This is a genomic window from Streptomyces sp. NPDC099050, assembly GCF_044759865.1.
In the GTDB taxonomy this organism is placed as follows: Bacteria; Actinomycetota; Actinomycetes; order Streptomycetales; family Streptomycetaceae; genus Streptomyces.
In genome coordinates, this window is sequence record NZ_JBIWAE010000002.1 from 537684 (window position 1) to 563871 (window position 26188).

General features: G+C 74.4%; 21 protein-coding genes, 1 pseudogene and 1 riboswitch. Of the genes and pseudogenes, 11 read left to right on the forward strand and 11 right to left on the reverse strand.

From position 1 onward, the window contains the following. Positions 1-5 precede the first annotated feature (5 nt). The 6 genes from ACIQV3_RS05445 (at position 6) to ACIQV3_RS05470 (ending at position 6303) form a co-directional block, all read left to right on the forward strand. Positions 6-1409: a sensor histidine kinase gene (locus tag ACIQV3_RS05445; protein ID WP_403709976.1), complete on the forward strand. Its 1404-nt coding sequence runs from the start codon at positions 6-8 to the stop codon at positions 1407-1409. A 254-nt stretch (positions 1410-1663) separates the two neighbouring features. Next, a complete protein-coding gene (locus tag ACIQV3_RS05450; RefSeq protein ID WP_403710164.1) occupies positions 1664-2317 on the forward strand; it encodes a response regulator in 654 nt (217 codons plus the stop codon). Positions 2318-2379: 62 nt separating this feature from the next. After that, positions 2380-3834: a peptidoglycan D,D-transpeptidase FtsI family protein gene (locus ACIQV3_RS05455; RefSeq protein ID WP_403709978.1), complete on the forward strand. Its 1455-nt coding sequence runs from the start codon at positions 2380-2382 to the stop codon at positions 3832-3834. Positions 3835-3879: 45 nt separating this feature from the next. Continuing rightward, positions 3880-4392 carry a GNAT family N-acetyltransferase gene (locus ACIQV3_RS05460; protein ID WP_403709980.1) on the forward strand — a complete coding sequence of 171 codons (513 nt, stop codon included), beginning with the start codon at positions 3880-3882 and terminating at the stop codon, positions 4390-4392. A gap of 58 nt (positions 4393-4450) precedes the next feature. Beyond that, positions 4451-5161, forward strand: coding sequence for a DsbA family oxidoreductase (locus ACIQV3_RS05465; RefSeq protein WP_403709982.1), 711 nt, complete (start codon positions 4451-4453; stop codon positions 5159-5161). A gap of 83 nt (positions 5162-5244) precedes the next feature. After that, entirely contained in the window at positions 5245-6303 is a 1059-nt protein-coding gene (locus ACIQV3_RS05470; RefSeq protein ID WP_403709984.1) for an aminotransferase class V-fold PLP-dependent enzyme, read from the forward strand. 62 nt (positions 6304-6365) lie between these two features. Here ACIQV3_RS05470 and ACIQV3_RS05475 read toward each other — a convergent pair whose 3' ends face one another. Further along, entirely contained in the window at positions 6366-7454 is a 1089-nt protein-coding gene (locus ACIQV3_RS05475; protein WP_403709986.1) for a pyridoxal-phosphate-dependent aminotransferase family protein, read from the reverse strand. Positions 7455-7551: 97 nt separating this feature from the next. Here ACIQV3_RS05475 and ACIQV3_RS05480 point away from each other — a divergent pair, with 97 nt between their 5' ends. Further along, complete coding sequence (locus ACIQV3_RS05480; protein WP_403709988.1) at positions 7552-8667, forward strand: amidohydrolase family protein; 1116 nt, start codon at positions 7552-7554, stop codon at positions 8665-8667. A 327-nt stretch (positions 8668-8994) separates the two neighbouring features. Then, complete coding sequence (locus ACIQV3_RS05485) at positions 8995-9918, forward strand: SCO1860 family LAETG-anchored protein (protein ID WP_403709990.1); 924 nt, start codon at positions 8995-8997, stop codon at positions 9916-9918. 3 nt (positions 9919-9921) lie between these two features. On the opposite strand, the gene ACIQV3_RS05490 is transcribed toward ACIQV3_RS05485, so the two are convergent. Together ACIQV3_RS05490 and cobC are read right to left on the reverse strand one after the other, a co-directional pair. Next, positions 9922-11166 carry a CapA family protein gene (locus ACIQV3_RS05490; protein ID WP_403709992.1) on the reverse strand — a complete coding sequence of 415 codons (1245 nt, stop codon included), beginning with the start codon at positions 11164-11166 and terminating at the stop codon, positions 9922-9924. A gap of 168 nt (positions 11167-11334) precedes the next feature. Further along, positions 11335-12759, reverse strand: a complete 1425-nt coding sequence (gene cobC, locus ACIQV3_RS05495; protein WP_403709994.1) for an Rv2231c family pyridoxal phosphate-dependent protein CobC — start codon at positions 12757-12759, stop codon at positions 11335-11337. Between the two features lie 134 nt (positions 12760-12893). Here cobC and ACIQV3_RS05500 point away from each other — a divergent pair, with 134 nt between their 5' ends. Beyond that, entirely contained in the window at positions 12894-13640 is a 747-nt protein-coding gene (locus ACIQV3_RS05500; RefSeq protein ID WP_403709996.1) for a ZIP family metal transporter, read from the forward strand. 29 nt (positions 13641-13669) lie between these two features. Here the strand turns inward: ACIQV3_RS05500 and ACIQV3_RS05505 are convergent, their stop codons facing one another. The 7 genes and pseudogenes from ACIQV3_RS05505 to ACIQV3_RS05535 all read right to left on the reverse strand — a co-directional run bounded on the left by ACIQV3_RS05505 (position 13670) and on the right by ACIQV3_RS05535 (position 22516). Further along, the gene (locus ACIQV3_RS05505; protein WP_403709998.1) at positions 13670-15169 is read right to left on the reverse strand and encodes a cobyrinate a,c-diamide synthase; all 1500 of its coding nucleotides are present in this window, start codon (positions 15167-15169) and stop codon (positions 13670-13672) included. After that, positions 15163-15762, reverse strand: coding sequence for a cob(I)yrinic acid a,c-diamide adenosyltransferase (gene cobO, locus ACIQV3_RS05510; RefSeq protein ID WP_403710000.1), 600 nt, complete (start codon positions 15760-15762; stop codon positions 15163-15165). The genes ACIQV3_RS05505 and cobO overlap by 7 nt, the downstream gene beginning before the upstream one ends. Further along, positions 15762-17867: a putative cobaltochelatase gene (locus ACIQV3_RS05515; RefSeq protein ID WP_403710002.1), complete on the reverse strand. Its 2106-nt coding sequence runs from the start codon at positions 17865-17867 to the stop codon at positions 15762-15764. The genes cobO and ACIQV3_RS05515 overlap by 1 nt, the downstream gene beginning before the upstream one ends. A gap of 215 nt (positions 17868-18082) precedes the next feature. Further along, a pseudogene (locus ACIQV3_RS05520) lies at positions 18083-19701 on the reverse strand (cobyric acid synthase); the annotation flags it as partial. Continuing rightward, positions 19698-20675 carry a cobalamin biosynthesis protein gene (locus ACIQV3_RS05525; protein ID WP_403710004.1) on the reverse strand — a complete coding sequence of 326 codons (978 nt, stop codon included), beginning with the start codon at positions 20673-20675 and terminating at the stop codon, positions 19698-19700. The pseudogene ACIQV3_RS05520 and the gene ACIQV3_RS05525, both read right to left, overlap by 4 nt. A gap of 58 nt (positions 20676-20733) precedes the next feature. Next, positions 20734-20819: riboswitch (cobalamin riboswitch) on the reverse strand. 160 nt (positions 20820-20979) lie between these two features. Then, positions 20980-21201, reverse strand: a complete 222-nt coding sequence (locus tag ACIQV3_RS05530; RefSeq protein ID WP_243338472.1) for a hypothetical protein — start codon at positions 21199-21201, stop codon at positions 20980-20982. A 37-nt stretch (positions 21202-21238) separates the two neighbouring features. Next, positions 21239-22516 (reverse strand): anion permease, encoded by a 1278-nt coding sequence (locus ACIQV3_RS05535; protein WP_403710007.1) that lies wholly within the window; start codon positions 22514-22516, stop codon positions 21239-21241. 322 nt (positions 22517-22838) lie between these two features. Here ACIQV3_RS05535 and ACIQV3_RS05540 point away from each other — a divergent pair, with 322 nt between their 5' ends. Both ACIQV3_RS05540 and ACIQV3_RS05545 read left to right on the forward strand, forming a co-directional pair. After that, positions 22839-23981 (forward strand): alpha/beta hydrolase family protein, encoded by a 1143-nt coding sequence (locus ACIQV3_RS05540; RefSeq protein ID WP_403710009.1) that lies wholly within the window; start codon positions 22839-22841, stop codon positions 23979-23981. Positions 23982-24206: 225 nt separating this feature from the next. Next, entirely contained in the window at positions 24207-25697 is a 1491-nt protein-coding gene (locus ACIQV3_RS05545; protein ID WP_403710011.1) for a hypothetical protein, read from the forward strand. A gap of 36 nt (positions 25698-25733) precedes the next feature. On the opposite strand, the gene ACIQV3_RS05550 is transcribed toward ACIQV3_RS05545, so the two are convergent. Beyond that, positions 25734-26129 (reverse strand): VOC family protein, encoded by a 396-nt coding sequence (locus ACIQV3_RS05550; protein ID WP_403710013.1) that lies wholly within the window; start codon positions 26127-26129, stop codon positions 25734-25736. Between the last annotated feature and the right edge of the window lie 59 nt (positions 26130-26188).

Below are 26188 nucleotides of genomic sequence, written 5' to 3' on the forward strand. Positions count from 1 at the left end.
CGCGGATGGGGGCCAGGGCCGGTCTGGGCCGGCCGCTGGGGGCGCGGGCCAGGATGCGCTGGCTCCATCTGATCCTCGGTGGCGCCCTGCTGATGCCGTACTTCCTCCTCACGGAGGTGATGGTCGGTGTCCTCGCGGGCGGGAGCAACGCACGCGCGTCCCTGCCGCTCAGCCTCGCCGCCTACGCCGCCGCCCTGCCGCTCGTCGCCGTGACCGGGCTGTCCGGACTGGTCCGGCCGATGTCGGTGGCCGCCGCGCGCGCCCTGTGCGGGGTGCCGGGGGAGCGGTTCGCCGAGGGGCGGGCCCGGAGCTGGGCGGCCCGGGGGCGGGCCTCGGCCTGGTGGACCCTGCACCTGGGGGTCGGAGCCCTGGTCAGCGGAGCGAGCCTGGCGGTACCGCCCATGGCGGTGGTGCTGCTCGCCCTGCCGTTCGTGAGCGCGCTGCGGGAGTTCCCGGTCACGCTCGGCTGGTTCGACGCGCGGGCCCAGCCGTACGTGGCCCCCTTGCTCGGGATCGGGCTGCTGGCCGGGCTCGTCCTGTGCGCAGCCGGGGCGGGGGCGCTGCTGGCACGGCTGGCGCCGGTCCTGCTCGGGCCGACGGCGGCGGACCGGCTGGCGGCCGCCGAGGAGCGTGCGGCGGACCTGGCGGTCCGCAACCGGCTGGCCCGGGAGCTGCACGACGCCGTCGGGCACGCCCTGAGCGCGGTCACCCTCCAGGCGAGCGCCGCCCGGCGGGTGCTCGACAGCGACCCCGGCTTCGTCCGGGAAGCACTGGCCGCGATCGAGGACACCACCCGGCGCACGGTGGGGGAGCTGGACGCCGTCCTCGGCCTGCTGCGCGAGGGCGACGGAGCGGGCGCCGGGGGCGGCGCACTGCCCGCCGCCCCGACGCTCGCCGCAGACCTCGACGGGCTGCTGGCCCGCAGCCGGACCTCCGGGACCCCGATCACCGCCCGTCAGGACCCGGGCCCCTCCGGGGACTGGGGGAGGCTTCCGGCGATCGCCTCCCGGGAGGCGTACCGGATCGTGCAGGAGGGACTGAGCAACGCCCTGCGGCACGGGACGGGCCCGGTCGATCTGCGGATCCTCGTACGGGTGCGGGGGGAAGAGGGCGGACCGGGCGGCCCAGGTGGACAGGGGCTGGAGCGCGGCGGGCACGGGGCGCCCGGCGGGCACGGGGAACCGGGTCGGCGCGGGGAGCCGGGTGGATACGAGGAACTGGAGATCGTCATGACGAACGAACCGGCGGTGGCGGCCGAGGCCGCTCCGCGGGCCCGCACCACCGGGGGCCGGGGCCTGCACGGCGCCGCCGAGCGGGCCGCGCTGCTCGGCGGGCTGGTCGAGGCGGGCCCGCACGAGGGCCGGTGGCGGCTGCGCGCCGTCCTCCCGCTCGGCGAGGGCACCCGATGAGCCCGCCCGAGCCGCAGACGCCGCCCGACGACCCGGCGGCGACCGCGCGGACGGCCGAGCGGACGGCCCCGCCGACGGCTGAGCCGCCGACCGCGACCGCGGAGGCGGCCGCGCCCGGAACCAGCGAGACGACTCCACCCGTGGCCCCGGCCCCGGCTCCGGTCTCGGTCTCGGCTCCGCCTCCGGCCCCGGCCCCCGCCCCGGCTCCGGCTCCGGCCGTGGGGCCGCTGGTGGCCGGGGCGGCTCGGCTGCCGTTGCGGGTGGTGGTGGCCGATGACGAGCGGATGGTCCGTACCGCCCTGCGGGTCATCCTCGACGCCGAGCCCGATCTTGAGGTCGTCGGGGAGGCGGCCACCGGGGCCGAGGCCGTGACCGTGGTCCGGGCGCTCGCCCCGGACGTGGTGCTCATGGACGTGCGGATGCCGGAGATCGACGGCATCCGGGCCACCGAGCGGATCCTCGCCACCATGGCCGAGCCGCCCCGGATCGTGGTGGTCACCACCTTCGAGAACGACGCCCACGTGTACGACGCGCTGCGCGCGGGAGCGTCCGGGTTCCTCCTCAAGCGGGCCGACCCCGACGAGCTGACCGCCGCGGTCCGGCTCGTGGCGCGCGGGGACTCGCTGCTCTTCCCCGCCGCCGTCCGTTCCCTGGCCGCCACCCACACCCCGCCCGGGGCCGGGCCGGCCGCCGCGCCCTGGGTCGCCCGGCTCACGGACCGGGAGGCCGACGTACTGCGCCTGATGGCCGCCGGGCTCTCCAACCACGAGGTGAGCGAGCGGCTCGGAGTCGGCCCGCAGACGGTCAAGACGCACGTGGCCGCGGTGCTGGCCAAGACCGGCTCCCGGGACCGGACCCAGGCGGTCATCGCGGCGTACGAGGGAGGCTTCCTTATGAAGAAAGGCTGAGAACTCCGCCACAATCGGGGCAGAGCGGAACGCCCGGGACGGCTGGGGCGTCCTTCTGGGGGATGAACAAGACGATCAGGCGTGCGTCGGTCTTCTGTCTGCTTCTGGTGCTGGCCCTTTTGGTGCGGGTCACCTGGGTGCAGGCGTACCAAGGCCGGGCCCTCGCAGACGACAAGAACAACCGGCGCAACCTCATCGGGCAGTACGAGAACCCGTTGGGGAACATCATCGTGGGCGGGCAGGCGATCACCGGCTCCAAGGACACGGGCGGCAAGGACTTCCGGTACAAGCGGACCTACACCGACGGACCGCTGTACGCGCCGATCACCGGCTACAGCTCCCAGGCCTTCGGGTCGAGCATGCTGGAGGGCGTCTACAAGAACGTCCTCAACGGCTCGGACAACCGGCTCAAGACGATCATGGACACGCTCACCGGCAAGCGGGCGGCCCCGGGCAACGTGCTGACCACGATCGACAAGGACGTCCAGAAGGCGGGCTGGGACGCCCTCCAGGGCAAGCAGGGCTCGGCCGTGGCCATGGACCCGGCGACGGGAGAGATCCTGGCCGTCGTCAACAACCCCTCCTACGACCCGGGCAGCATCGCCGGCGCCGGCGACGCGGACCAGAAGGCCTGGGACGCGCTCAACCAGGACAAGGGCAAGGCCATGGAGAACACGGCCCTGCGGGGGCCGCAGGCGCCCGGATCCACCTTCAAGCTGGTCACCCTCGCGGCGGCCATCGAGAACGGCCTGGTCAAGAACATCGACACGCCGACCTCGGTTCCCGGCGACTACACGATCCCCGGGACGAGGACCAAGCTGCGCAGCGAGGTGGACGACTCGCTCTGCAACAACGCGACCCCCCGCAACGCGCTGAAGCTGTCCTGCAACAACGTCTTCGCCGACCTCGCCCACAAGCTCGGCCAGGACAAGATGCGGGCCATGGCGGAGAAGCTCGGCTTCAACGTGGTGCAGAAGCTCCCCGTCTGGACCGACCCCACCAGCAAGTACCCGACGAAGAAGATGTCGGTCGACCAGGTCGCCCAGACCGGAATCGGCCAGTTCGACGTCCAGGCCACCCCGCTCCAGATGGCCATGGTGACGGCCGCGATCGAGAACGGCGGGAAGCTGGTCTCCCCTCACATGGTCTCCGAGGTCACCGACTCCAACGGCAACGTGCTGGAGAGCTTCAAGGACCCGAAGTCCCAGCAGGTGATGAGCGAGAAGACCGCGTCGATGGTCCGGGACGCCATGAAGACGGTCGCCACCGAGGGCGGCGGTAAGAACGTCCAGATTCCGGGCGTCGAGTCGGGAGCCAAGACCGGTACCGCCCAGCGCGGCGTGAACAACAGCCTGCCGCCGTTCGCGTGGTACACCACGTACGGCAAGGCGGGCGGCAAGCAGATCGCGGTCGCCGTCGTGATCGTCGGCTCGGACACCGACCGTTCGGAGATCGGGGGCGGCAAACTCGCCGCGCCCATCGCGCAGAAGATGATGAAGGCCTGGCTGAAGAAGTAGCCCGTGCCGGGAACCGGCAGGGGCTCCCGGCACGTTCTCCATCCCATGATCCGGACCGCGCAGCCCGAAGACCTCGACGCCATCGCCGCCCTCCACACCCGGGCCCGCGCCACCTACTACCGGGGCCGGATACCCGAGGAGGCCTACGGCGGCGCCGCCGAACTGGCGCGCACCCGGGAGGGCTGGTCCCGGGCGGTGGCCCGGGCCGAGGCCGACGGCGGCGTCCTCTGCGCCGAGCGCGACGGCGAGCTCACCGGGGTGGCGGCCTTCCGCACCGCCGAGGGCGAGACCACCCTCACGCAGCTCCACGTGGACCCCGTCCACTGGCGCCGCGGCACCGGGGCGGCCCTGCACGCCGCCTGTCTCGACGCCTGGCGCCGCGCGGGCGTGCGCAGGGTCCGCCTGGAGGTCTTCGAGCACAACCTCCGCGCCCAGGCCTTCTACGCCGCCCACGGCTGGCTCCCGGATCCCGAAGGGGCCCGCGCCGCGGGCTCCCACCGCATCCTGTGGCTCACGGTGGGAGACCGGGTGGCCATGGGTGGGCCGTCCGGGGAATGAGACGCGGGGCCGGATGGTTGAACACGGAACAGTTGATTCCGTGGAGGGAAGAAGGAACATGCGCGTCGAGATCTGGAGCGACATCGCCTGCCCGTGGTGCTACATCGGCAAGGCCCGGTTCACCGAGGGGCTGGCCGGCTTCGCACACCGCGAGGAGGTCGAGGTGGTCTACCGCTCCTTCGAGCTCGACCCGAACGGCCCCAAGGGCGAGGTGGCTCCGGTCGTGGAGATGCTGGCCAAGAAGTACGGCCGCACCCTGGAGGAGGCCCGCGGCATGGAGGAGCACGTCGCCGCGAGCGCCCGCGCCGAGGGGCTGACGTACCGCACCGAGGGCCGTGACCACGGCAACACCTTCGACATCCACCGCCTGCTGCACCTGGCCGCCGCCCGCGGCCGCCAGGAGGAGCTGCTCGACCTCGCCTACCGCGCCAACTTCGGCGAGGAGCGCTCCGTCTTCGACGCCGACGTGCTGGTCGCGCTCGCCGTCGAGGCCGGACTGGACGGGGCCGAGGCGCGCGCGGTGCTGGCCGACGAGTCCGCGTACGCCGCCGAGGTGCGGGCCGACGAGCGCGAGGCGGCCGAACTGGGCGCCAACGCCGTACCGTTCTTCGTGCTCGACCGGCGCTTCGGGATCTCCGGGGGACAGCCCGCGGAGGTGTTCACCCGGGCGCTGGAACAGGCCTGGGCCGGCCGTGAGGTCACCCCGCCCGCCGCCCCCGAGGGCGAGGCGTGCGAGCCCGACGGGGCGTGCGCGGTACCGCGCCCGTAAGGCCTCGACATAAGTAGTCCTTTGGTGTGGTGCGGGAAACCCGGCAATGGACTTTGGGTTGGTCCTGGCTCAGAGTGAAAGTCATGGACCTCTTTGCGCCCGAGACCGTCCGCGACGAGTTCGCGCACTCCATCACCTATCTCAACACCGCCAACTACGGGACCCTCCCGCGGGCCGCCGTCGCCGAGGTGCGGCGGCTCGCCGAGACGGCGGGGGCCGGACTCCCGGAAGGCTTCGGGGACTTCGGCCGCGTCGAGCGGGTCCGGGAGGCGTTCGCCCGCCTGGTCGGGGTCCCCGCGGATCGCGTGGCCGTCGGCTCGGCCGTCTCCACCCACGTCGGCCTGATCTCCGCATCCGTCCCGTCCGGATCCGAAGTCCTGTGCCCGGAGGGTGAGTTCGCCTCCGTCATCAACCCCTTCGTGGTGCGCGGCGACCTCAAGGTCCGCTTCGCCCCGCTGGAGTCCCTCGCCGAAGCCGTCGGCCCGGACACCGCGCTGGTCGCGCTGAGCGCCGTACAGTCCGCCGACGGGCGCACGGCGGACCTCGCGGCCGTCCGCGCCGCGAGCACCGCGTACGGGGCGCGGATGCTGGTCGACGCCTCGCAGGCGGCGGGCTGGCTGCCCTTCGACGCGAGCCCCTACGACTACACGGTCACCGCCGGGTACAAGTGGCTGCTGGCCTCGCGCGGGGTCTCCTACCTCACCGTCTCCCAGGAGGCGCAGGACACCGTGACCCCGCTGCACGCCGGCTGGGTGGCGCTCGCCGACATGTGGGACGCCATCTACGGCCCGCTACGGGAACTGGCCCACGGAGCCCGGCGCTTCGACGAGTCCCCGGCCTTCCTGGCCTACCACGCCGCCGAGCCCTCGCTGGCCCTGCTGGAGCGGATCGGGATCGGCGCCGTCCACGCCCACGACACCGCCCTGGCCGCCCGCTACCGGGCCGGCCTCGCCCGCCTGGGCCACGAGCCCGTGCCGGGCCGGTCCCCGATCGTCTCGGTGCCGGGCCTGGCCCACCGTCAGAGCGCCCTGCTCGCCGCGGGCATCTCCACGTCCGCCCGCGCGGGAACCCTGCGGGCCTCCTTCCACCTCTACAACACCGAGGCCGACGTGGACCGGCTGCTGAACCTCCTGGAGGGCTGACCCCCGGCGGGCCGACACTCGAGCGCCCGCCCGGGCGCGCCCGCCCGGACGCGCGGGCCCGCTCAGGCGGAGGGCAGGGCCGCCGACCAGGCCGAGCCCGCCGCCGCGAGGGCCCCGGCCGGATCCACCGACAGGGCCCCGGCCAGGGCCGTCAGACAGGCCCCGACGGTGGCCGGGGAGGCCGCCGTGCCGTAGTGGTTGACCCGGACCATCTCCCGGGCCAGCGCGCCGCCGCCCGCCGCGAGGGGGGCCGCCGGATCCACCGCGAGGGCCTTCGCCACCACCAGCGAGGCCTCCGGGACCCGAAGGGTGGTGGCCACCGGGGCCGCCGCCTCGTCCCGGCCGACGTACGGGGCGAGGCCCAGCGCCACGGCGCCCGCGCGGGTCGCCGCCGCCGCGGCGGCGTGGCGGGCCGTCACCGACGTGAGCCCCTCGGCCGCGATCCGGTCGAGACAGGCCTCCAGCGCCAGCATCTCCAGCTGCGCCGGCGCGTGCGGCAGCGCCGTGCGCCCGCCGTCGATCCAACGCTCCTTCCAGTCCAGCAGGGAGAGGTACGAGCGGCGCGGCGCCGAGGCGTTCTCCGCGAAGCGGGCCCACGCGCGCTCGGAGACCGACACCGCCGAGACGCCGGCCGGTCCGCCCATCGCCTTCTGCGCGCCGATCACGCACAGGTCCACGCCCCAGTCGTCCGGCAGCAGCGGCTCCGCGCCCACCGAGGCCACCGCGTCCAGCATGAACAGCGCCCCGTGGGCCCGTACGGCCTCGCCGATCTCCGCCACCGGGTTGGTGTTGCCGGTGGCCGCCTCCGCGTGGACGAGGGAGACGAAGTCGATCTCCGGGTGCTCCGACAGGGCCCGGTCCACCTGGGCGGCGGACACCGCGGTGTCGAAGGGGACCTCCAGGTCCACGACGCGCGCCCCGCAGTCGCGCAGCCAGTTGCCGAAAGTGGTCCCGTAGGGGCCGGTCACCACGTTCAGCGCGGTCGAGCCGGGCCGGGCGCCCGACCGGATGCACCCCTCCAGCGGCAGCAGTGCCTCGCCCTGGGTGATCACCACGTCGGCCCGGGTCCCGAGCAGCTCCGCGACCCCCCGCTCGATCGACGCGAAGCGCGCGGCGGTCAGGGGCGGAAGGTCCAGGAGGGGGTGGTTCACGGCGCCGCTCTCTTCGTTCGCTCGGGTCGGGGTCGTTCGTCCGGATAAGTCCGGACCGACCTGGAGAGCCTACCGAGCCCCCACATAGAGTGCCGCCATGAGCGACGAGGTCAACGGCGACAGCGCACGGTCGGGTCTGCTGCACGTGAAGGGGCGGGTGCTGGTGGGCCCCGAGGAGGTCCGCGACGAGCTCTGGGTCGTGGGCGGCCGGATCTCCTACGAGCGCCCGCGCGGCGCCCGGGAGGTCACCGAGGTCACCGGATGGGTGCTGCCCGGGCTGGTGGACGCGCACTGCCACGTCGGGCTCGACGCCCACGGGCCGGTGGACGCGGACACCGCCGAACGGCAGGCCCTGACCGACCGGGACGCGGGCACCCTTCTCATCCGCGATGCCGGGTCCCCGTCCGACACCCGCTGGATCGACGGCCGCGAGGACCTGCCGAAGATCATCCGGGCCGGCCGGCACATCGCCCGCACCCGCCGCTACATCCGCAACTTCGCCCACGAGATCGAGCCCGCCGACCTCGTCGCGTACGTGGGCCGCGAGGCGAGGCGCGGCGACGGCTGGGTCAAGCTGGTCGGGGACTGGATCGACCGCGAGGCCGGTGACCTGACCGCCTGCTGGCCGCGCGCCGAAGTGGAGGCGGCCATCGCCGAGGCCCACCGCCTCGGGGCGCGGGTCACCGCGCACTGCTTCGCCGAGGACTCCCTGCGGGACCTGGTCGAGGCGGGCATCGACTGCGTCGAGCACGCCACGGGGCTCACCGAGGACACCATCCCGCTGTTCGCGGAGCGCGGGGTGGCCATCGTCCCGACCCTCGTGAACATCGCGACCTTCCCGAAGATGGCGGCGGGCGGCGAGGCCAAGTTCCCGCGCTGGTCCGCGCACATGCGCAGGCTGCACGAGCGGCGCTACGACACCGTCCGCGCCGCCTACGACGCGGGCATCGGGGTCTACGTCGGCACGGACGCGGGGGGTTCCCTCCCGCACGGCCTGGTCGCGGCCGAGGTGGGCGAGCTCGTCAAGGCCGGGATCCCGCCGCTGCAGGCCCTCTCGGCGACGGCCTGGGGCGCGCGCGAGTGGCTCGGCAGGCCCGGCCTGACCGAGGGCGCCCCCGCCGACCTCGTGGTCTACGAGGCCGATCCGCGGGCCGACGTACGGGCACTGGCGCAGCCGCTGCGGGTGGTGGTGAACGGGGCGGTGGTGGCCTGAGGGCAGCGGCCGTACGGGAGTTGACGGGGCGTGACGTCGGCGGCGGCGCGGTCGTTGTGTACGCCCGACACGGGCCCGACACGGGCCCCACACGGGTCCGGCGCGGCCCGGGCGGCCGGGATTCCCGGGATGGGAGGGAACTCCCGTTCCGGGTGAGGCGCATGTAATCGAACCTATGCCTGGAAACCACCCTTTGGGGTGAACTCACTTCGGGTTCACCCCCGTTCACTCTCAGTGCGTAAAGATTCCGGGGTCGAGGCCGTCTGCGCGCGCAATGTCCCCCATTGGCGCCGCGACGGCTCCCATCTCCCTGGGGGTTCCACCACCTTGAACAGCAACACCTTCCGCATGCCCGTGGCCGCGCTCGTCGCCACGGGAGCGGTTGCCCTGCTCGCCGCACCGCCCGCCTTCGCCACCGGCTCCGCCCCTTCCACCGGATCCCGCCCGGCCGGGGGCAAGGCCAGTGCCGTCGTCCTGCGCACCACGCTGGACGTGGGCCTGCTCAACAAGACCGTGCACATCCCGCTGAACGCGACCCTCAACGAGGTCAGCGCCCCGGCGGACGCCGCGAAGACGGCGCTGACCGTCACCCTCGACGGGGTGGAGGGCGGAGCGCCGGTCAGCGTCCTGCGCGCCGACGTCGCCACCTCCAAGGCCACCGTCGACGGCGGCCGCGCCGCGGCGGAGGCGAACCTCGCCAAGGCCCGGATCCACGTGCCGGGCCTGCCCCTGCTGTCCGTGATCGAGCTGGAGAAGGTCACCTCCAAGGCCGTCTGCGAGGCGGGCCGGAAGCCGGTCGCGAACTCCAACGTCCTGGGCGCCGTGACCGTCCTGGGCAAGAAGGTCACCCTCTCGGCGGGCGGCCCCACCAAGGTGGAGGTCCCCAAGGTCGGCCTGGTGGCCCTGGAGCTCTCCACCGCCCGGACCACCTCCACCACGGCCGCCGCGACCGCGCTGCGGCTCAAGGTGTCGGTGAACCCGCTCGATCTGAACGTCGCCGAGGTCGAGGGCGAGATCGTGCTCGCCGAAGCCCGCTGCGAGTCCCCGGCCGCCCCCGCCCCCAGCCCCGCTCCTTCGAAGCTGCCCGACGTCAAGCCGCAGACGGCCACCACCGGCGGCACCGGGACCCAGGCCGACCTCGCCGAGACCGGAGGCGGCTCGCTCACCCCGTACGTCACGGGCGGTGCGCTGCTCCTGCTCGGCTTCGGCGCCGCCGCACTGGTCGTGACCCGGCGCGGCAGGGCCTCGTAGGGCCTACTTCGTCGCGCGGGTCAGCCCCTGCTCCGCGGCGCCCCGTGACATCACGGCCTTCGTCACCTCGCGGTCGGCCGCGGCGTACGTGCTGTCGGCGGAGGAGGAGGCGGCCTCGCAGGAGGTGCAGACGACGCGGAACGGCGGCCGCATGTCCGAGAACTGCGTGAGGTACTCGGCCTTCACCACCTCCCAGCGGCCCGGACGGCCGGCCGCCGGGGCGAAGGTGAAGCGGGGGACCGAGGACATGTTGCCGCGGGCCTTGTCGGCCTCGTAGAAGCTCGCCACCTGGTCGCCCATGCCGTACACCACCCAGGTGCCGTTGACCTTCTCGTACGGCTGCGGCACGTGGTTGTGGGTGCCGAGGATCAGGTCGATGTCGGGGAGCCCGTCCGCCGCGCGTGAGGCCGTCAGCGTCCGGGCCAGCTCCAGTTGCTGCTTGTCCGGGGCCGTCTGCCACTCGGAGCCCCAGTGGACGCTGAGGACGACGACGTTCGCGCCGGCCGCGCGCGCGGCGCGGGCGTCGGCGATGATCCGCGCCGGGTCGATCAGGTTCACGGCCCAGGGCTTGTCCGCGGGGAGCGGGATGCCGTTCGTCCCGTACGTGTAGTCCAGTTGCGCGACCTTGGCCCCGCCCGCTTCGAGCAGGGCCGGGGCCTTGGCCTCCTCGGGGCCGCGGGCCGAGCCGACGTGGCGGATGCCGACGCGGTCGAGGTGGTCCAGGACGCGGACGAGACCGTCGTACCCGTCGTCCAGGGTGTGGTTCGAGGCGGTCGAGCAACTGTCGTAGCCGGTGTCCTTGAGGGCGTCGGCCAGTTGGTGCGGGGCCTTGAAGAGGGGGTATCCGGTGTAGGGGCCGCCGGGTCGGCCGTACGGTATCTCGTGGTGGCATATCGCCAGGTCGGCGGCCGAGACGACGGGCTTGACCCCGGCGAGTATCTTCCGGAAGTCGTGGCCGCCCTTCGCCGCGGAGTCGTCGGCGGCCCGCTGGATGATCGACGGGTACGGGATGATGTCGCCGGTGCCGACGAGGGTGAACGCCTTCCCGGCGGGCGGGGCCGGGGCCGGGGCCGTCGCTCCGGCCGCGGCGCCTCGGCCGGGACCCGCGGTCGCCCCCGGCTCCGCCCCCAGCCGCTGACCGGCCGCCGCGCCGGCGTCCTCGCCCGCCAGCCGCGTCACGCCGAAGACGGCGCCTCCCACCACGGCCAGGCCGGCCACGGCCGCGCCCATCCTGCCGATTGCCTTCATCCCCGTACCCCCGGTGTCGCATGGTCGGTGCCTGCGGAGATACTCGCGCACCCGTGCGAGCCCCGCCATGCGCGGTCGGCGCAAACGCGCCATTGGGGTGAGGCCCGCGCACGCCGGGCCCCACCCGCGTGGCGGGCCCCGCCCGCATGCCGGGCCCCACCCGCGTGGTCAGCGCGCGGCGAGGGCCACGTCGAGGGCCTGGAGGAGGCGGCCCGTCGTCGCACGGTCGCGGACCGCCAGCCGGAGCCAGGAGCGGTCCAGCCCGGGGAAGGTGTCGCCGCGGCGCACGGCGAAGCCCAGCGCGCGCAGCCGGATGCGGATCTCCGCCGCGCCCTCGATCCGGATCAGCACGAACGGCCCCGCCGCCGTACCCGCCACGGATATCTCCTCGAACTCCGCGAGCCCCGCGAGGAGGTGCTCCCGGTCCACCGCGATCTGCCGGGCCGCGGCCTCCGCCTCGGCCAGCGCCGCGGGGGAGACGCACGCCTCGGCCGCCACCAGCGCGGGCGTGGAGACCGGCCACAGCGGCTGCGCCGCCGCCAGCTTCGCGATCACCCCGGGCTCGGCCAGTACGTAGCCGATGCGCAGCCCGGCCAGCCCCCAGGTCTTGGTCAGGCTCCGCAGCACCACCAGGCCCGGTACGTCCGTCCGCCCGGCCAGGGCCTCGCGTTCGCCGGGGACCGCGTCCATGAAGGCCTCGTCGACCACCAGGATCCGCCCGGGCCGGGCCAGCGCGGCCAGGGTCGCCGCCGGGTGCAGCACAGAGGTCGGATTGGTCGGGTTCCCGACCAACACCAGGTCGGCCTCCTCCGGTATCGCCGCCGGGTCCAGCCGGAAGCCGTCCGCGGCCCGCAGCACCACCCGCTCCACCCGGTGGCCCGCGTCGCGCAGGGCCGCCTCCGGCTCGGTGAACTGCGGATGCACCACCACGGGCCGTACGGCGCCCAGCGCCCGCGCGATCAGGACGAACGCCTCCGCGGCGCCCGCGGTCAGCAGCACCCGCTCGACCGGTAGCCCGTGGCGCAGGGCCACGGCCGTGCGGGCGGCGCGGCCGTCGGGGTACGCGGACAGGCCGTCGAGCGAAGCCGCGATCCTCTCCTTCAGCCACCGCGGCGGCGTGTGGGACCGTACGTTCACCGCGAGATCGATCAGCTCCGCGCCCCCGTCCGCGACCTCCGCGTCCCCGTGGTGGCGCAGATCGTGCGTGTGGGCCGTGGCGACGGCGCAGGTCGCCGCCACCGACCGCCGTTTGGGTACGAGGAGTTCCCCGCCCCCGGCGAGCGCGGCGGCCTCCGCCACCGACGCGGTGCCGGCGGCCTCGCGGGCGGCGTCCGAGGGGTGCGGCACCGGGATCGCGGCCAGGCGCTCGGCGGGATAGCTCAGCAGGGGCACGCCGAAACGTTCCGCCGCACCCGCGATCCCCGCCTCCAGGACCTTGCCCTCCACGGTGGCCAGGGCCGTCACCGAACCCGACGCCAGCCCGGCGCCGCGCAGGGTCTCCTCCACCAGCGCGCACACCTCGGCCACGGACACGCCCGCGCGGCCTCCGACCCCGACGACCAGTTGCGTCGCGTACTCGCCCAACAGGTTCACCCGTTCTCCGTCGTGGTGTGCGTGGTGTTCGTCGTGTTCGTGGACCGTCCGTGCGGCGGCCCCGTCAACTCTCCGTGGTCCGCCACCCGGGCGCGGAAGTGCGCGGGCGGCGCGGAGTCGGTATGCAGGGGCACATGGCCGTGATCGTGGCGTTGGGTGCGTTCCTGATGACCCTGGCAGGCGGATGGACGGCGCAACGCGTCACCGACCGCCGCCACCTCGTGCTGGGTCTGGCCGGCGGGCTGATGCTCGGCGTCGTGGGCCTCGACCTGCTCCCGGAGGCCATGCACGCAGCCGGCGACGAACTCTTCGGGGTCCCGCTCGCGCTGCTGCTCTTCGTCGGCGGGTTCCTCGCCGCCCACTGCGTGGAACGGCTCCTGGCCGTCCGTCAGGCCTCCCACGGGGCCAGGAACGGCGACGGGGACCCCGAGCACGGGCAGCGGGTCCCCCAGGTCGGCCTGACGGCCGCCGCCGCCATGGTCGGCCACAGCCTCGCCGACGGGGTGGCCCTCGGTGCCGCGTTCCAGGTCGGCGGGGGGATGGGCGTGGCCGTGGCGCTGGCCGTCATCACCCACGACTTCGCCGACGGGTTCAACACGTACACGCTCACCCGGCTGTACGGGAACGCCCGCCGCAAGGCCCTGCTCATGCTCTTCGCGGACGCGGTGGCCCCCGTCGTGGGCGCGGCGTCCACTCTGCTGTTCACCCTTCCGGAGGAACCGCTCGGGGCCTACCTCGGCTTCTTCGGCGGCGTCCTGCTGTACCTGGCCGCCGCCGAGATCCTGCCCGAGGCCCACCACAAGCACCCCGCGCTGTCCACCCTGATGTGCACTGTGGGCGGGGTGGCGGGGATCTGGCTGGTGGTGGGCCTGGCGGAGTGACGCGGTGGCCGGTCCCGGGCGTCTCGGGCTCACCGATGCGCTGCCGCGGCCTCGGCGAACAGCAGCGCCACGGAAGGCTCCGCCGCCCAGTGCGTGTGCAGGTAGCTGGCGTGCACCCCGTCGGCCACGAAGCCCTCGACCCGGCGTTCCGGATGCGTGAAGCCCCACGCCGGTGTGCTGCCGGCGCCCGGCTCGATCACCGTCCGGTGGAACTCGTGCCCGCGCAGCCGGGTCCCGGCCGGCGCGAGGACGCTGTCGGAGACGGCCACCGCCTCGCGGTAGCCGAGCGTGAGCCGCTCCGACATCCGCGCGTCGGCGTCGAGCACCCCGCACATGGGCTTGCCGTCCAGCGAGCGGGCCAGGTACAGCAGCCCGGCGCACTCCGCGGCCACCGGGCCACCGGCGGCGGCGAACGCGGCGACGGCCTTGCGGAGCGGCTCGTTGGCGGACAGCTCGGGGGCGTACACCTCGGGGAATCCGCCGCCGATCACCAGGCCGGTGGTTCCCTCGGGCAGCGCCTCGTCGCGCAGCGGATCGAAGGTGACGACCTCCGCGCCCGCGGCGCGCAGCAGCTCCGAGTGCTCGGCGTACGAGAACGTGAAGGCGGCCCCGCCCGCGACGGCGATGACGGGTGCGGAGCCGCCGCCGGGGATCCGCCCCGGACCCCGCGCCTCAGACGCAGGCGAGGCTGCATCGTGCCGCTGCGCGGCATCCTCCCGCCCGTCCGGCGTTCGAGGACCGGGTCCGGGCAGAGCCCGGTTTCGGGAAGGGGCGGGGTGGGGGAGCAGAGCCTGTTCCGGAGCCCAGGCTTGGCAGTCCAGCGGCGGGGCCGTCCGGGCCAGGGCCATCAGGGCTTCCAGATCGCAGCCCGCCCGGACCTGGTCGGCCAGCGCGGCGACGGAAGACACCGCGTCCGCCCGCCGCTCGGCGACCGGCACCAGCCCCAGGTGCCGCGAGGGCGCGGCCACCTGCGGAGCCCGCCGCAGGACGCCGAGCACCGGCATCCCCGCCTCCTCCAGCGCCTCCCGCAGCATCACCTCGTGCCGGTCGGAGCCGACCTTGTTCAGGATCACGCCGCCGAGCCGCACCTGCGGGTCGAAGGAGGCGAAACCGTGCACCAGCGCCGCCACCGACCGCGACTGCGAGGACGCGTCGACGACCAGCACCACCGGCGCCCGGAGCAGCTTCGCGACCTGCGCCGTCGACGCCAGTTCGCCCCGCCCCGCGGCCCCGTCGTAGAGCCCCATCACGCCCTCGATGACGGCCAGATCGCATCCGGCCGCCCCGTGCGCGAACAGCGGGGCCACCAGCTGCGGCCCGCACATGAACGCGTCGAGGTTCCGCCCCGGACGGCCCGTGGCCAGCGCGTGGTAGCCCGGGTCGATGTAGTCCGGCCCGGCCTTGTGCGGGGACACGGCGAGGCCGCGCTCCGAGAAGGCCGCCATCAGGCCCGTCGCGACGGTGGTCTTGCCGCTGCCGGAGGAGGGCGCGGCGATGACCAGTCTCGGTATGTTGAACGAGGTCACCACTCGATGCCCTTCTGGCCCTTCTGGCCGGCGTCCATCGGGTGCTTGACCTTGGTCATCTCGGTGACGAGGTCCGCGAACTCCACCAGCTTCTCCGGTGCGTTGCGCCCGGTGATCACCACGTGCTGGGTTCCCGGACGGGTCCGCAGCACCTCGACGACCTCGTCGACGTCGATCCAACCCCAGTGCATCGGGTACGCGAACTCGTCCAGCACGTACAGCTTGTGCGTCTCGGCGGCCAGATCGCGCTTGACCTGCTCCCAGCCCTCCTTGGCCGCCTGCTCGTTGTCGAGCTGCGCGTCGCGCTGGACCCAGGACCAGCCCTCGCCCATCTTGTGCCAGACGACGGAGCCGCCCTCGCTGGAGGCGCCGAGCACCTTCAGCGCGTTCTCCTCGCCGACCTTCCACTTCGCCGACTTGACGAACTGGAACACCCCGATCGGCCAGCCCTGGTTCCAGGCGCGCAGCGCCAGACCGAAGGCCGCCGTCGACTTGCCCTTGCCCGGCCCCGTGTGGACGAAGACGAGCGGGCGGTTGCGGCGCTGACGCGTCGTGAGTCCGTCGTCCGGAACGACGGACGGCTGTCCCTGCGGCATTACGCGGCCCTCCTGAGGGTCGGGGATGGAGTACGTACGCTTTTGACGAGCCCGGCCAGCGAATCGGCCCGCAGCCCGTCGAGGGAGACGGCCGGGCCGCCCAGATCGGCGGCCAGTACCCCGGCCAGCCCGAGCCGGACCGGACCCGACTCGCAGTCCACGACCACGGAGGCGACCCCGCCGGCCGCCAGCAGCCGGGCGCTGCGCGCCGAAAGGGCGCGGGGATCGCCGCCCACGGAGCCGGCCGAGGTGGCCCGCCCGTCGGTGACGACCACCAGCAGCGGCCGCCGGCTCGGGTCCCGCAGCCGCTCGATCCGCAGCACCTCGTGGGCCTTGAGCAGCCCGGCGGCGAGCGGGGTGCGCCCGCCGGTCGGCAGCTTCTCCAGCCGGGCCGCGGCGGCGTCCACGGAGGAGGTGGGCGGCAGGGCCAGCTCGGCCGAGGAGCCCCGGAAGGTGATCAGGCCCACCTTGTCCCGGCGCTGGTAGGCGTCGAGCAGCAGGGACAGCACCGCGCCCTTGACCGCGCTCATGCGCTGCCGGGCCGCCATGGAGCCGGAGGCGTCGACGAGGAACAGGACGAGGTTGCCCTCGCGGCCCTCCCGGGTCGCCTGCCGCAGATCGTCCTTGCGGACGATCAGCCCGCGCCCGGTGCGCCCGCGCGCCTTCTGGTGCGGGGCGGCGGCGTGGACGGTCGCCGCCAGGTGCAGTTTGGTCAGCTGGCCCCGGGGGCGCTGGGCGCCGGTGGTGCGGCCGTGCGCGGTGCGGGCGCGCGAACGCCGGCCCGACGCGCCCTCGCCGAGGCCCGGGACGCTGAGCATCTTGGTGCGGAAGGGCTCGGCGGCCCGCACGGGTGCCTGCTCGGCCGGACCGGAGGCAGCCTCGTTCTCCTGGGAGGAGGGCTGCGTCTCGGGCTGCTGCCCGGGCGCGTCGGGGGCCTGCGCCTCCGGCTCCGCCCCGGGCGCGTCGTCCGGTCCGGAGCCCTGCGGGGGCACGCCGCCCCCGCCGTCGGGGCCGTCGGTGCCGCCGCCGTCCGGGCCGTCGTCCTGCGGACCCTCGCCCGGCCCCTCCGGCTCGGGCTCGGGGTCCGGCTCCTCGTCCGGGAACCCGTCCAGGATCCGGTCCAGCTTCTCCTCGTCGAGACCCGGTGCGTCGAAGGGGTTGCGGCGACGGCGGTGGGGGAGCGCGAGCAGGGCGGCCTGCCGCACGTCCTCCTTGCGCACCTCGGTCCGCCCGGCCCAGGCGGCGAGCGCGGTCGCGGTACGGGCCATCACGATGTCGGCGCGCATGCCGTCGACCTCGAAACCGGCGCAGGTCGCGGCGATCTGCAGCAGCGAGGTGTCGCCGAGGCGCACCTGCGGGAGCAGGGCACGCGCGGCCACCACCCGGGCGCGGACCTCCTCCTCGTCCCCGGACCAGCGGCCCGCGAACCCCGCGGGGTCGTCCTCGTAGGCGAGCCGGCGCCGTACCACCTCCACCCGCTGGAGCGGCTCGCGGGAGGCGGCGACCTCGACGGTCAGCCCGAACCGGTCGAGCAGCTGCGGGCGGAGCTCGCCCTCCTCGGGGTTCATCGTGCCGACGAGCAGGAAGCGGGCGGCGTGCCGTACGGAGACCCCCTCGCGCTCCACGTAGGAGGCGCCCATCGCGGCGGCGTCGAGGAGCAGGTCGATGAGGTGGTCGTGGAGCAGGTTGACCTCGTCGACGTACAGGATCCCGCGGTGCGCGTCGGCCAGCAGGCCGGGCTCGAAGGCCTTCACGCCCTCGGAGAGGGCCCGCTCGATGTCCAGGGCGCCGACGAGCCGGTCCTCGGAGGCCCCGACGGGCAGCTCCACCATGCGGGCGGGCCGCGCGGCGGCCGGTCCCGCCTCGTGGGGGCCGTCGGGGCAGGCGGGGTCCGGGGCGGTGGGCGCGCAGCTGAACCGGCAGCCGGGGACCACGTCCACCTGAGGCAGCAGGGTGGACAGGGCGCGGACGGCGGTGGACTTGGCGGTCCCCTTCTCACCGCGCACGAGGACACCGCCGACCGCGGGGCTCACGGCGTTGAGCAGCAGCGCGAGGCGCAGGTCGGTCTGGCCGACCAGTGCGGTGAACGGGTAGGGCGTGCTCATGCGGTGGCCCCTTCTTGTATGGGTGTACGGGTACGCGTGCGCGGGCGGGCTTGGACGGCGGGGCCGGTGCGGGGCGCCGCTGCGCGGGGCGAAGTTCCCCGACCCTCCCCCAGACTCTGTCCGGGGGGACCCCCGGTTCGCCCGTTCCCTGGGGCTCCGCCCCAGACCCCGCGCCTCAAACGCCGGCGAGGCTGATTTTTGCCGCGCAGCGGCAAATCCAGCCCGTCCGGCGTGTGAGGACCGGGTCCGGGCAGAGCCCGGGGAACGGTGGAAGGGTGGGTAGGGGACTGGCCCCGCAGGGCTGCGCCGCTCACGGCGCGCCCGGGGGGAGGAAGGGGAGGCCCGTCGGGGCTCCGGTCTCGATCAGCCGGAGCAGCGCGTCCGTGTCCGCGTGCTCCGCGATCAGGTCTCCCAGCAGGTCGAGCTGTTCCTCCCGGAGGGAGGCGAAGGAGGTGTCCGGGGCCGGGACGAAGCGGCGGCCCGCCGCCGAGGCGACCTCGCGGAGGAAGGCCCGGCGGAAGCCGTCCGACTCCAGCGAGCCGTGCCAGTGCGTGCCCCACACCGCCCCGACCCGGCACCCGTCCAGGAAGGGGGTCCCGCCCAGGACTTCGGCCACGCCGTGGTGGATCTCGTACCCCTCCACCGGCTCGCCCAGCGCCGAACCCACCGGCCGCGCCAGGGTCTTCTCCCGCTCGAAGCGGACCCGGACGGGAAGCAGCCCGAGCCCCGGCACGGAGCCGGCCTTCGACTCGACCTCGTCCTCGATGTGTTCGCCCAGGACCTGGAACCCGCCGCAGATGCCCAGCACCGGCCGGCCCTCCGCGGCCCTCCGGGCCAGCGCGTCCGCCAGTCCCCGCTCGCGCAGCCAGGCCAGGGCCTTGACCGTGCCGCGGGTGCCGGGGACCACGACCAGGTCCGCGTCGGCCAGTTCCTCGGCCCGGTCCACGAACCGCACGACCACGCCCGGCTCCGCCGCCAGCGCGTCGACGTCCGTGAAGTTGGACATCAGCGGCACCGCGCACACCGCGACCCGCAGCACGTCCTCGCCCACGGGCGGGGCGACCACGGATTCGCGTACCGCGCCGCGCAGGGAGACCCGCAGGCCGTCCTCCTCGTCGATGCCCAGCCCGTGCTGGAAGGGGAGCACCCCGTACGTCGCCCGCCCGGTCAGACCGCGCAGCATTTCCATGCCCGGTTCCAGCAGGGTGACGTCGCCGCGGAACTTGTTGACCAGGTAGCCCGCGATCAGCGACTGGTCCTCGGAGGAGAGCAGCGCCGTCGTACCGAAGAAGGACGCGAAGACCCCGCCCCGGTCGATGTCGCCGACGACGACCACCGGGAAGCGCGCGGCCCGCGCGATGCCCATGTTCACGATGTCGGTCCGGCGCAGGTTGATCTCGGCCGGGCTGCCCGCCCCCTCGCAGATCACGGCGTCATACGTGCCCCGCAACTGCTCCAGGCAGTCCGTGACGATGCCGAGCAACTGCTCCTGCCGGCCTCCGTGGTAGCCGCGCGCGCTCATCTCGCCCACCGGCTTGCCCAGCAGCACCACCTGGCTGCTCTGGTCACTGCCGGGCTTGAGCAGCACCGGGTTCATCAGCGCGGTGGGCTCCACGCGGGCCGCCTGGGCCTGCATGGCCTGGGCGCGGCCGATCTCGGCGCCCTCCCGCGTCACGAAGGAGTTCAGCGACATGTTCTGCGCCTTGAACGGGGCCACCTTCACGCCCTGCCGGGCCAGCCAGCGGCAGATGCCCGCCGTGACCACGCTCTTGCCCGCGTCCGAGGTCGTACCGGCGACGAGGAGCCCCCCGCCGCGCTTCGCGCCGCCGCTCATGCGCGCCGCCCCTTCTTGGTAGTACGGGCGACCAGCGTCCGGGAGACCAGCGTCCGGGCGGCCACACAGGCCCCCAGGGCCACCCAGGTCACCTGGCGCGACAGCCGCACCGCGCGTTCGATGTCGGCGACCTCCACGGGCCGCCCAGCCGCTCCGTTGAGCACGGCCCGGTGTTCGACCCGGCCCGCGTAGGCCAGGGTCCCGCCCAGCCGTACGCCGAGCGCCCCGGCGAAGGAGGACTCCACGGGCCCCGCGTTGGGGCTCGGGTGCTTGACGGCGTCCGCGCGCCAGGCCCGTACGGCTCCCCGCCGGTCGGGCCCGGCCAGTACGGCGGCCAGGGCCGTCAGCCGGGCGCCCGGCCAGCCGGCGACGTCGTCGAGCCGGGCCGAGGCCCAGCCGTAGCGCAGGTGGCGGGGGGACTTGTGGCCGACCATCGCGTCCAGGGTGTTCACGGCGCGGAAGGCCAGCAGCCCGGGGACGCCCGCGACGGCGCCCCACACCAGGGCGCCGACCACGGCGTCGGAGGTGTTCTCGGCGACCGATTCGACGACCGCGCGGGCCATCTGCTGCTCGTCCAGCGCCTGCGGGTCCCGCCCGCACAGGTGGGGCAGCCGTTCGCGGGCCACCTCGGCGTCCCCGGCGGCGAGCGCACCGCCGATGGCGCGGGCCTCCCGGCCCAGCGAGGTGCCGCCCACGACGGCCCAGGTGGCGGCGGCGGTGAGGGCGATACGGGCGGCCGCGGGCCGGGAGCGCACGGCGCGGGCGCCCAGCGCGCCGACGGCGGCCGCGCCTCCGGCGCACAGCAGGGTGTGCAGGACGCCCCGCGCGCGGTCGTCGCGCCACAGGGCGCGTTCGACGGCGGCGGCGGCTCGTCCGAAGGCGGCCACGGGGTGCCCTCGGCGCGGATCCCCGAGGATCCGGTCGCCGATCAGGCCCGCCGTGACGCCGTACGCGAAGACGCGATCGGCACGCATGGTGGCAGGTATGTCCTCACTCAGGGTCCGCGCCCTGGTTCGACGTGTCCGGCGGCGAGAGTTCCTGGCTCCCGGCCGCACACGGGGTCCGCGTGCGCCGGTGACAGTGGCGGGACCGCGCCGGATTCGCACCGGACTTCCTCTCCATGCCGCCGTAATGGCTCGGGCAGTCCACCACGCAGCGCGAAGGCCCGTCAACTCGCGGTTGACCTGCGGTGGGGTGGCGGTGAATGCGCCCCCGGGCACGCGAAAGCTCCCTCCGGGACGAACCCGGAGGGAGCCTTCGTACGTGCCGTCCCGCGCCTCAGGCGACGATCAGGTAGATCCCGTAGGCCACGGCCGCCGCGCAGAGCGCGAAGCAGGCGTACGCACCGCTGCGGGCCAGGGTGGCGGCGCCGCCCTGTTCGGTGGCGGCCTCGTGCTTCGAGAGCCCCATCAGCCCCAGGGTGAACAGGGTCACCAGGACGACGGTGGCGGAGAGGCTGACCCCGAAGACGGAGCCGAGTGCTTCCCAGTCGATCTTCATACCGCTGAATCCTCTGTCGTTCTCGGGCTCGGGCCGGTCAGACCGCCGCGGCCGGGGCCGCGGGGGTCGTCGCCGTGGCCGGGATGGTGGCCTTCAGTTCCTCGTCCGTCACCGCGGCGGTGCTGCCGACGGCGGTGGCCGTGACCGCGACCGGCGGGACGCTGACGGCCGCGATGGCCGTGGTGACGACACCCGGCTCCTCGGCGGCGGCCGGCGCGACCTCGTTGACGTTGGTGTGGTCGACGACCTGACGGCGGGAGATCAACCAGATGGCGACGCAGGAGGCGACCAGGAAGACCGTGACGCCGGCGACGCCGATGTCCCCGGTGCGCATGACCAGCTCGGCGACGGCGGCCACGAGGCCCGCGGCCGGGAGGGTCAGGCCCCAGGCGATGAACATGCGGGAGGCGGTGGACCAGCGGACCACGCCGCCCTTGCGTCCCAGACCCGAACCCATGACGGCGCCGGAGCACGCGTGGGTGGTGGAGAGGGAGAAGCCGAGGGAGGAGGAGGCCAGGATGACGCTGGCGGCCGAGGTCTGGGCGGCGAAGCCCTGCTGCGGCTGCAGGTCGGTCAGGCCCTTGCCCATGGTGCGGATGATGCGCCAGCCGCCCAGGTAGGTGCCCATCGCGATGGCCAGGCCCGCGGAGACGATGACCCACACCGGCGGGTTGGAGCCGGGCGCGAGGGCGCCGCCGGCTACGAGCGCCAGGGTGATGATGCCCATCGTCTTCTGCGCGTCGTTGGTGCCGTGCGCCAGCGAGACGAGGCTCGCGGAAGCGATCTGGCCCGCGCGGTAACCCTTGGCCGAGGTCTTCTTGCCCATGCCGTCGCCGACCTTGTACGTGACCTTGGTGGCCAGGTACGCGGCGAAACCGGCGACCAGCGGCGCCGCGATCGCGGGGATCAGCACCTTGGTGACGACGACGCTGCCGTTGACGGCACCCATGCCGGCGGAGGCCACGGCCGCACCGATCAGGCCGCCCATCAGGGCGTGCGAGGAGCTCGAGGGCAGGCCGACCAGCCAGGTGACGAGGTTCCAGAGGATCGCGCCGACCAAGGCGGCGAAGATGACCTCCGGCCGGATGCCTTCCTCGTTGACCAGTCCCTTGGAGATCGTCTTGGCGACCTCCACGGACATGAAGGCGCCGATGAGGTTGAGCACGGCGGACATGGCCACCGCGGTCTTGGGCTTGAGGGCGCCGGTCGAGATGGTGGTGGCCATCGCGTTGGCCGTGTCGTGAAAACCGTTCGTGAAATCGAACACGAGAGCGGTGATGATCACGATCCCGAGGAGAAGCGTTATGTGCTCCATTTACCCAGGCTTCTGTTTGACGTCAGTGGTTCGTGGACCGTAGGCAACCTGGATGAACGGAAGGTGAACTGCCAGGGATCATGCGGTGTATCGGCTCGGCACCCGATCGGGACCTTCGTCCCGGGAAGCACGTTGATATGTCGATTAACGCATGTCACGGCAGGGTGTCCGGATGTTTCGGGGCCGGGACTTCCGGAAGGTGCTCCGATGCGCCCGGGGCCCCGAAGAGATCTAGATCACCTCCCGCGCCACCCCTTCGGGGTGCCGACCGGAACGAATCCCTCCGGTGGCCCGCCGGCCGGTCCGGCTCGACACTGGAGCGGTGCGTACCGCTACAGCGACGGCAGCGGCCGTCACCACGACCCTGCTCGGCGCCGGCGCGGCCGCCGTCACCGCCGCCGCGCTCGCCGGCCGGTACGCCGCCGACGCGGCCCTGCGGTCCGAGCCCGGCCGCCCGCTTCCCGGCAGCCCCCGGCTCACCGTCCACTCCACCGCGGCGGGCCGGGTCGAGCTGACCCGATCCCTCGCCTCCCTGCGCGACGGCACGTACGGGCTCACCGCCCCCGGGGTGCACGCCGTGGTCGGGCCCGTCCTCCCCGACGCCCCGCACGGCCCCGACACCGTGGTGCGCCGGCTCCTCGCCGTCACCCACGGCAGCCTCGACCCCGGAACCCGCGTCACCCTCACCCCCCAGGTCCACCTGGGGAACCCGGGCACCGCCCTCGGGCTGGACCACGCCGACGTGGACGTCCCCGGGGAGCTCGGCGCGCTGCCCGCCTGGTTCGTGCCCGGTGCCCGCGACACCTGGGTGATCACCGTCCACGGGCTCGGCGCCACGCGCGAGCACCCGATGGTGGTGATGCCCTTCCTCCACGGCAACAAGCTCCCCGTCCTGGACCTCGGGTACCGGGGCGACCTCGGCGCCCCCGAGTCGCCGGACGGCCTCGGCCACCTCGGCGAGTCCGAATGGCGCGATCTCGACGCCGCCATCCGCTACGCCCTGCGCTACGGCGCCCGCCGCGTGGTCCTGCACGGCTGGTCGACCGGCGCCACCATGGCCCTGCACGCCGCCGAGCGCTCGGCGCTGGCCGACCGGATCTCCGGGCTCGTCCTCGACTCGCCCGTCCTGGACTGGCACGCCACCCTGCGCGCCCTCGCCGCCGCGCGCCGCACCCCGGCCCCCCTGCTCCCGTTCGCCGTCAAGGCCGCCGAGAGCCGTGCGGGCCTGCGGGCCGACCGGCGGGCCCCGGGGTCGGATCCGGCCGCGCTGAAGGTCCCCGTACTGATCTTTCACGGCCCCGACGACACCCTCGCCCCCTGGGGGCCCTCGCGGCGGCTCGCGGCGGGCCGCCCCGACCTCGCCACCCTGCACTCCGTTTCCGGCGCCGCCCACGGGGCCATGTGGAACGCCGACCCGGCCGGCTACGAAGAGGCGCTGCGCCGCTTCCTGACCCCTCTTATGTGACGGGCCGGGGGAGGGTCCGGGGAAGGGTCCGGGGAAGGGTGCGGGGAAGGGTCCGGGGAAGGGTTCGGGAGCCGGGCGGGGTGACGGACCGTCGGACGAGCTGTCCGAAGACCGTGGGACGGGCGGGGCAGGGAGGGTGAGTTGTCCCCTTCTGTCCTCTCGGGCACTTGTGGCAATGGCCGGTTCCGTTTGGGCTTTCGGCCAGTGACGGGCGAGACTGCTCACGTGACGTCCCGAAAGCCTGATGAGCAGTTGGCTCGCGACTCCAGACTCCGACTCGTCGCCCCGCGGTCCGTGGCCACGGCACGCAAGGCGGTGACCGACCGGCGCACCCGGACCGCCCAGCGGCCTCCGGCGGGCACGCCCGCCACGGCCGACCTCGCGAACAGGGCACGCGCCTCCCTCTCCGACGCGGTACGGCTCGCCCGCTGGGCCGAGCTCCACCTCGGCGCGGCGGACGGCGCGGGGCCCGCCCCGGCGGGTGCCCTGCCCGTCGCCGAAGCCGAACGCGCCGCCGACCGGCTGAGCCTGACGCCGGGGCAGATCCGGGTCGGCTGGGACCGCGCCCGGCTCGCCGGACTGATCGAGATGCACGGCGGGCACGCCCGGCCGGGCTGGCGCCTGCGCGCGTGGGACCGTGACGACACCGCCGTCCTGCGCGGCTGGGTCGCCCTCTTCGACGCCTGGTCGCTGGTCCACCCGGCCCCCGCCGACATCGCCCCCACGGCCGTCGCCGAGGTCGTCGAGGCCATGCCTCAGCTGCTCTCCCTGCTCCAGCTCTCCGCCGGTCCCGTGACCGTCCCCGATCTGCTGGACCTGCTCCGGCAGCGCGTCGAGGAACTGCGCGACGAGCGGTGCGAGGTCCCCTACGAGTCCACGGCGCAGCCCGGGACTCCGTCCGCGGACTCCGTGCCGTCCGTGAACCCCGTGCCGTCCGCGGACTCCGAGCCGTCCGGTCCGGCGCCGTCCGGCTCCGAGGCGGCCGCGCCTCCCGTCCCGCTCGCCCGGCTGCTGCGCTGGGCGCTCGGCGGGCTCGCCGCCGTGGACGCCGTCACCCTCGGCCCCGCCCGGGCCACCCTCACCCCGCTCGGGAGCTGGGCGGTCTGGGTCAAGCTCGAACAGATCTGCGTCGCCGCGCAGAGCCCGGCGGGCAACATCGAGCAGTCCGCCGCCGCCATGCTCCACGGCTGCGCGCGGCTCACCCCCGGCCCGGCCCGCGCCGAATACCTGGCCTGGCTGGCCGCCCGGCCCGTCGGCCACGCGGTCTCCGAGCTGCTCCACGCGGCCCGCGGCGAGGACGCCCTGCTGCGCGGGCTCGCCTTCGAAGCCCTGCGCGTCGTCGGAGCCCCCGCCGAGCCCGAGGTGCGCAGGGCCTCCCGCGAGGCCGCGCTGCGCCCGTACGCCCTGCTCTGGCTCGCCGAGCACGACGGGGTCGACCCCGACGAGGCGCAGGACGTGCTCACCGCCGAGGAGCAGACCTGGCTCTGGGTGGACACCGCGGCCGCCATCGCCGACCACGGCGAGGCCGAGCTGCTCGCCCGCCACCTCGACTCGGCGGTGCGGACCACGGTTCCCAGGCTGCTGGACGAGGTCCGCGCGGTGGGGCACCCCCGCACCGTGCAGGTGCTGGTCGCCCTGGCCGCCGCCCATCCCGATCCCGCCCTGGCCAAGGCGGTGCGCCGGGCCGCCTTCCAGGTGCACACCGGCGGCGCGTAGCACCCGTACGGGAGTCGCGTACGCGCCGCCGGTCCCTCAGACCTGCGGCGCGTACGTCCCGAAGCTCCAGATGTTGCCCTCGGCGTCGCGGGCCATGTAGTCCCGCGAGCCGTAGTCCTGGTCGGTCGGCTCCATCACGATCTCCACGCCGTGCTCCACGGCCCGGCGGTGGTGGGCGTCCACGTCGTCGACGAGCACGTAGACCCCGGCCGGGCCGGCCGTCTCCATCGCCTTGTCGAAGGGGCCGCCGGTGCCCCTGCTGCCGAGCATCACCATGCCGTTCCCGTAGGACAGCTCGGCGTGCGCCACCGCGCCGTCCTCACCCTCGTACGCCGCGACCTGGGTGAAGCCGAAGGCCTCGGTGAGCAGCTGGATGGCGGCCTTGGCGTCGGTGTACAGCAAGGTCGGACAGATGGACGGAACGCCTGCCATGACGATCACTCCCTCTCGTGCCGCGGGTGCACGGTCCATGGGTGGACCGTGAGCCACGT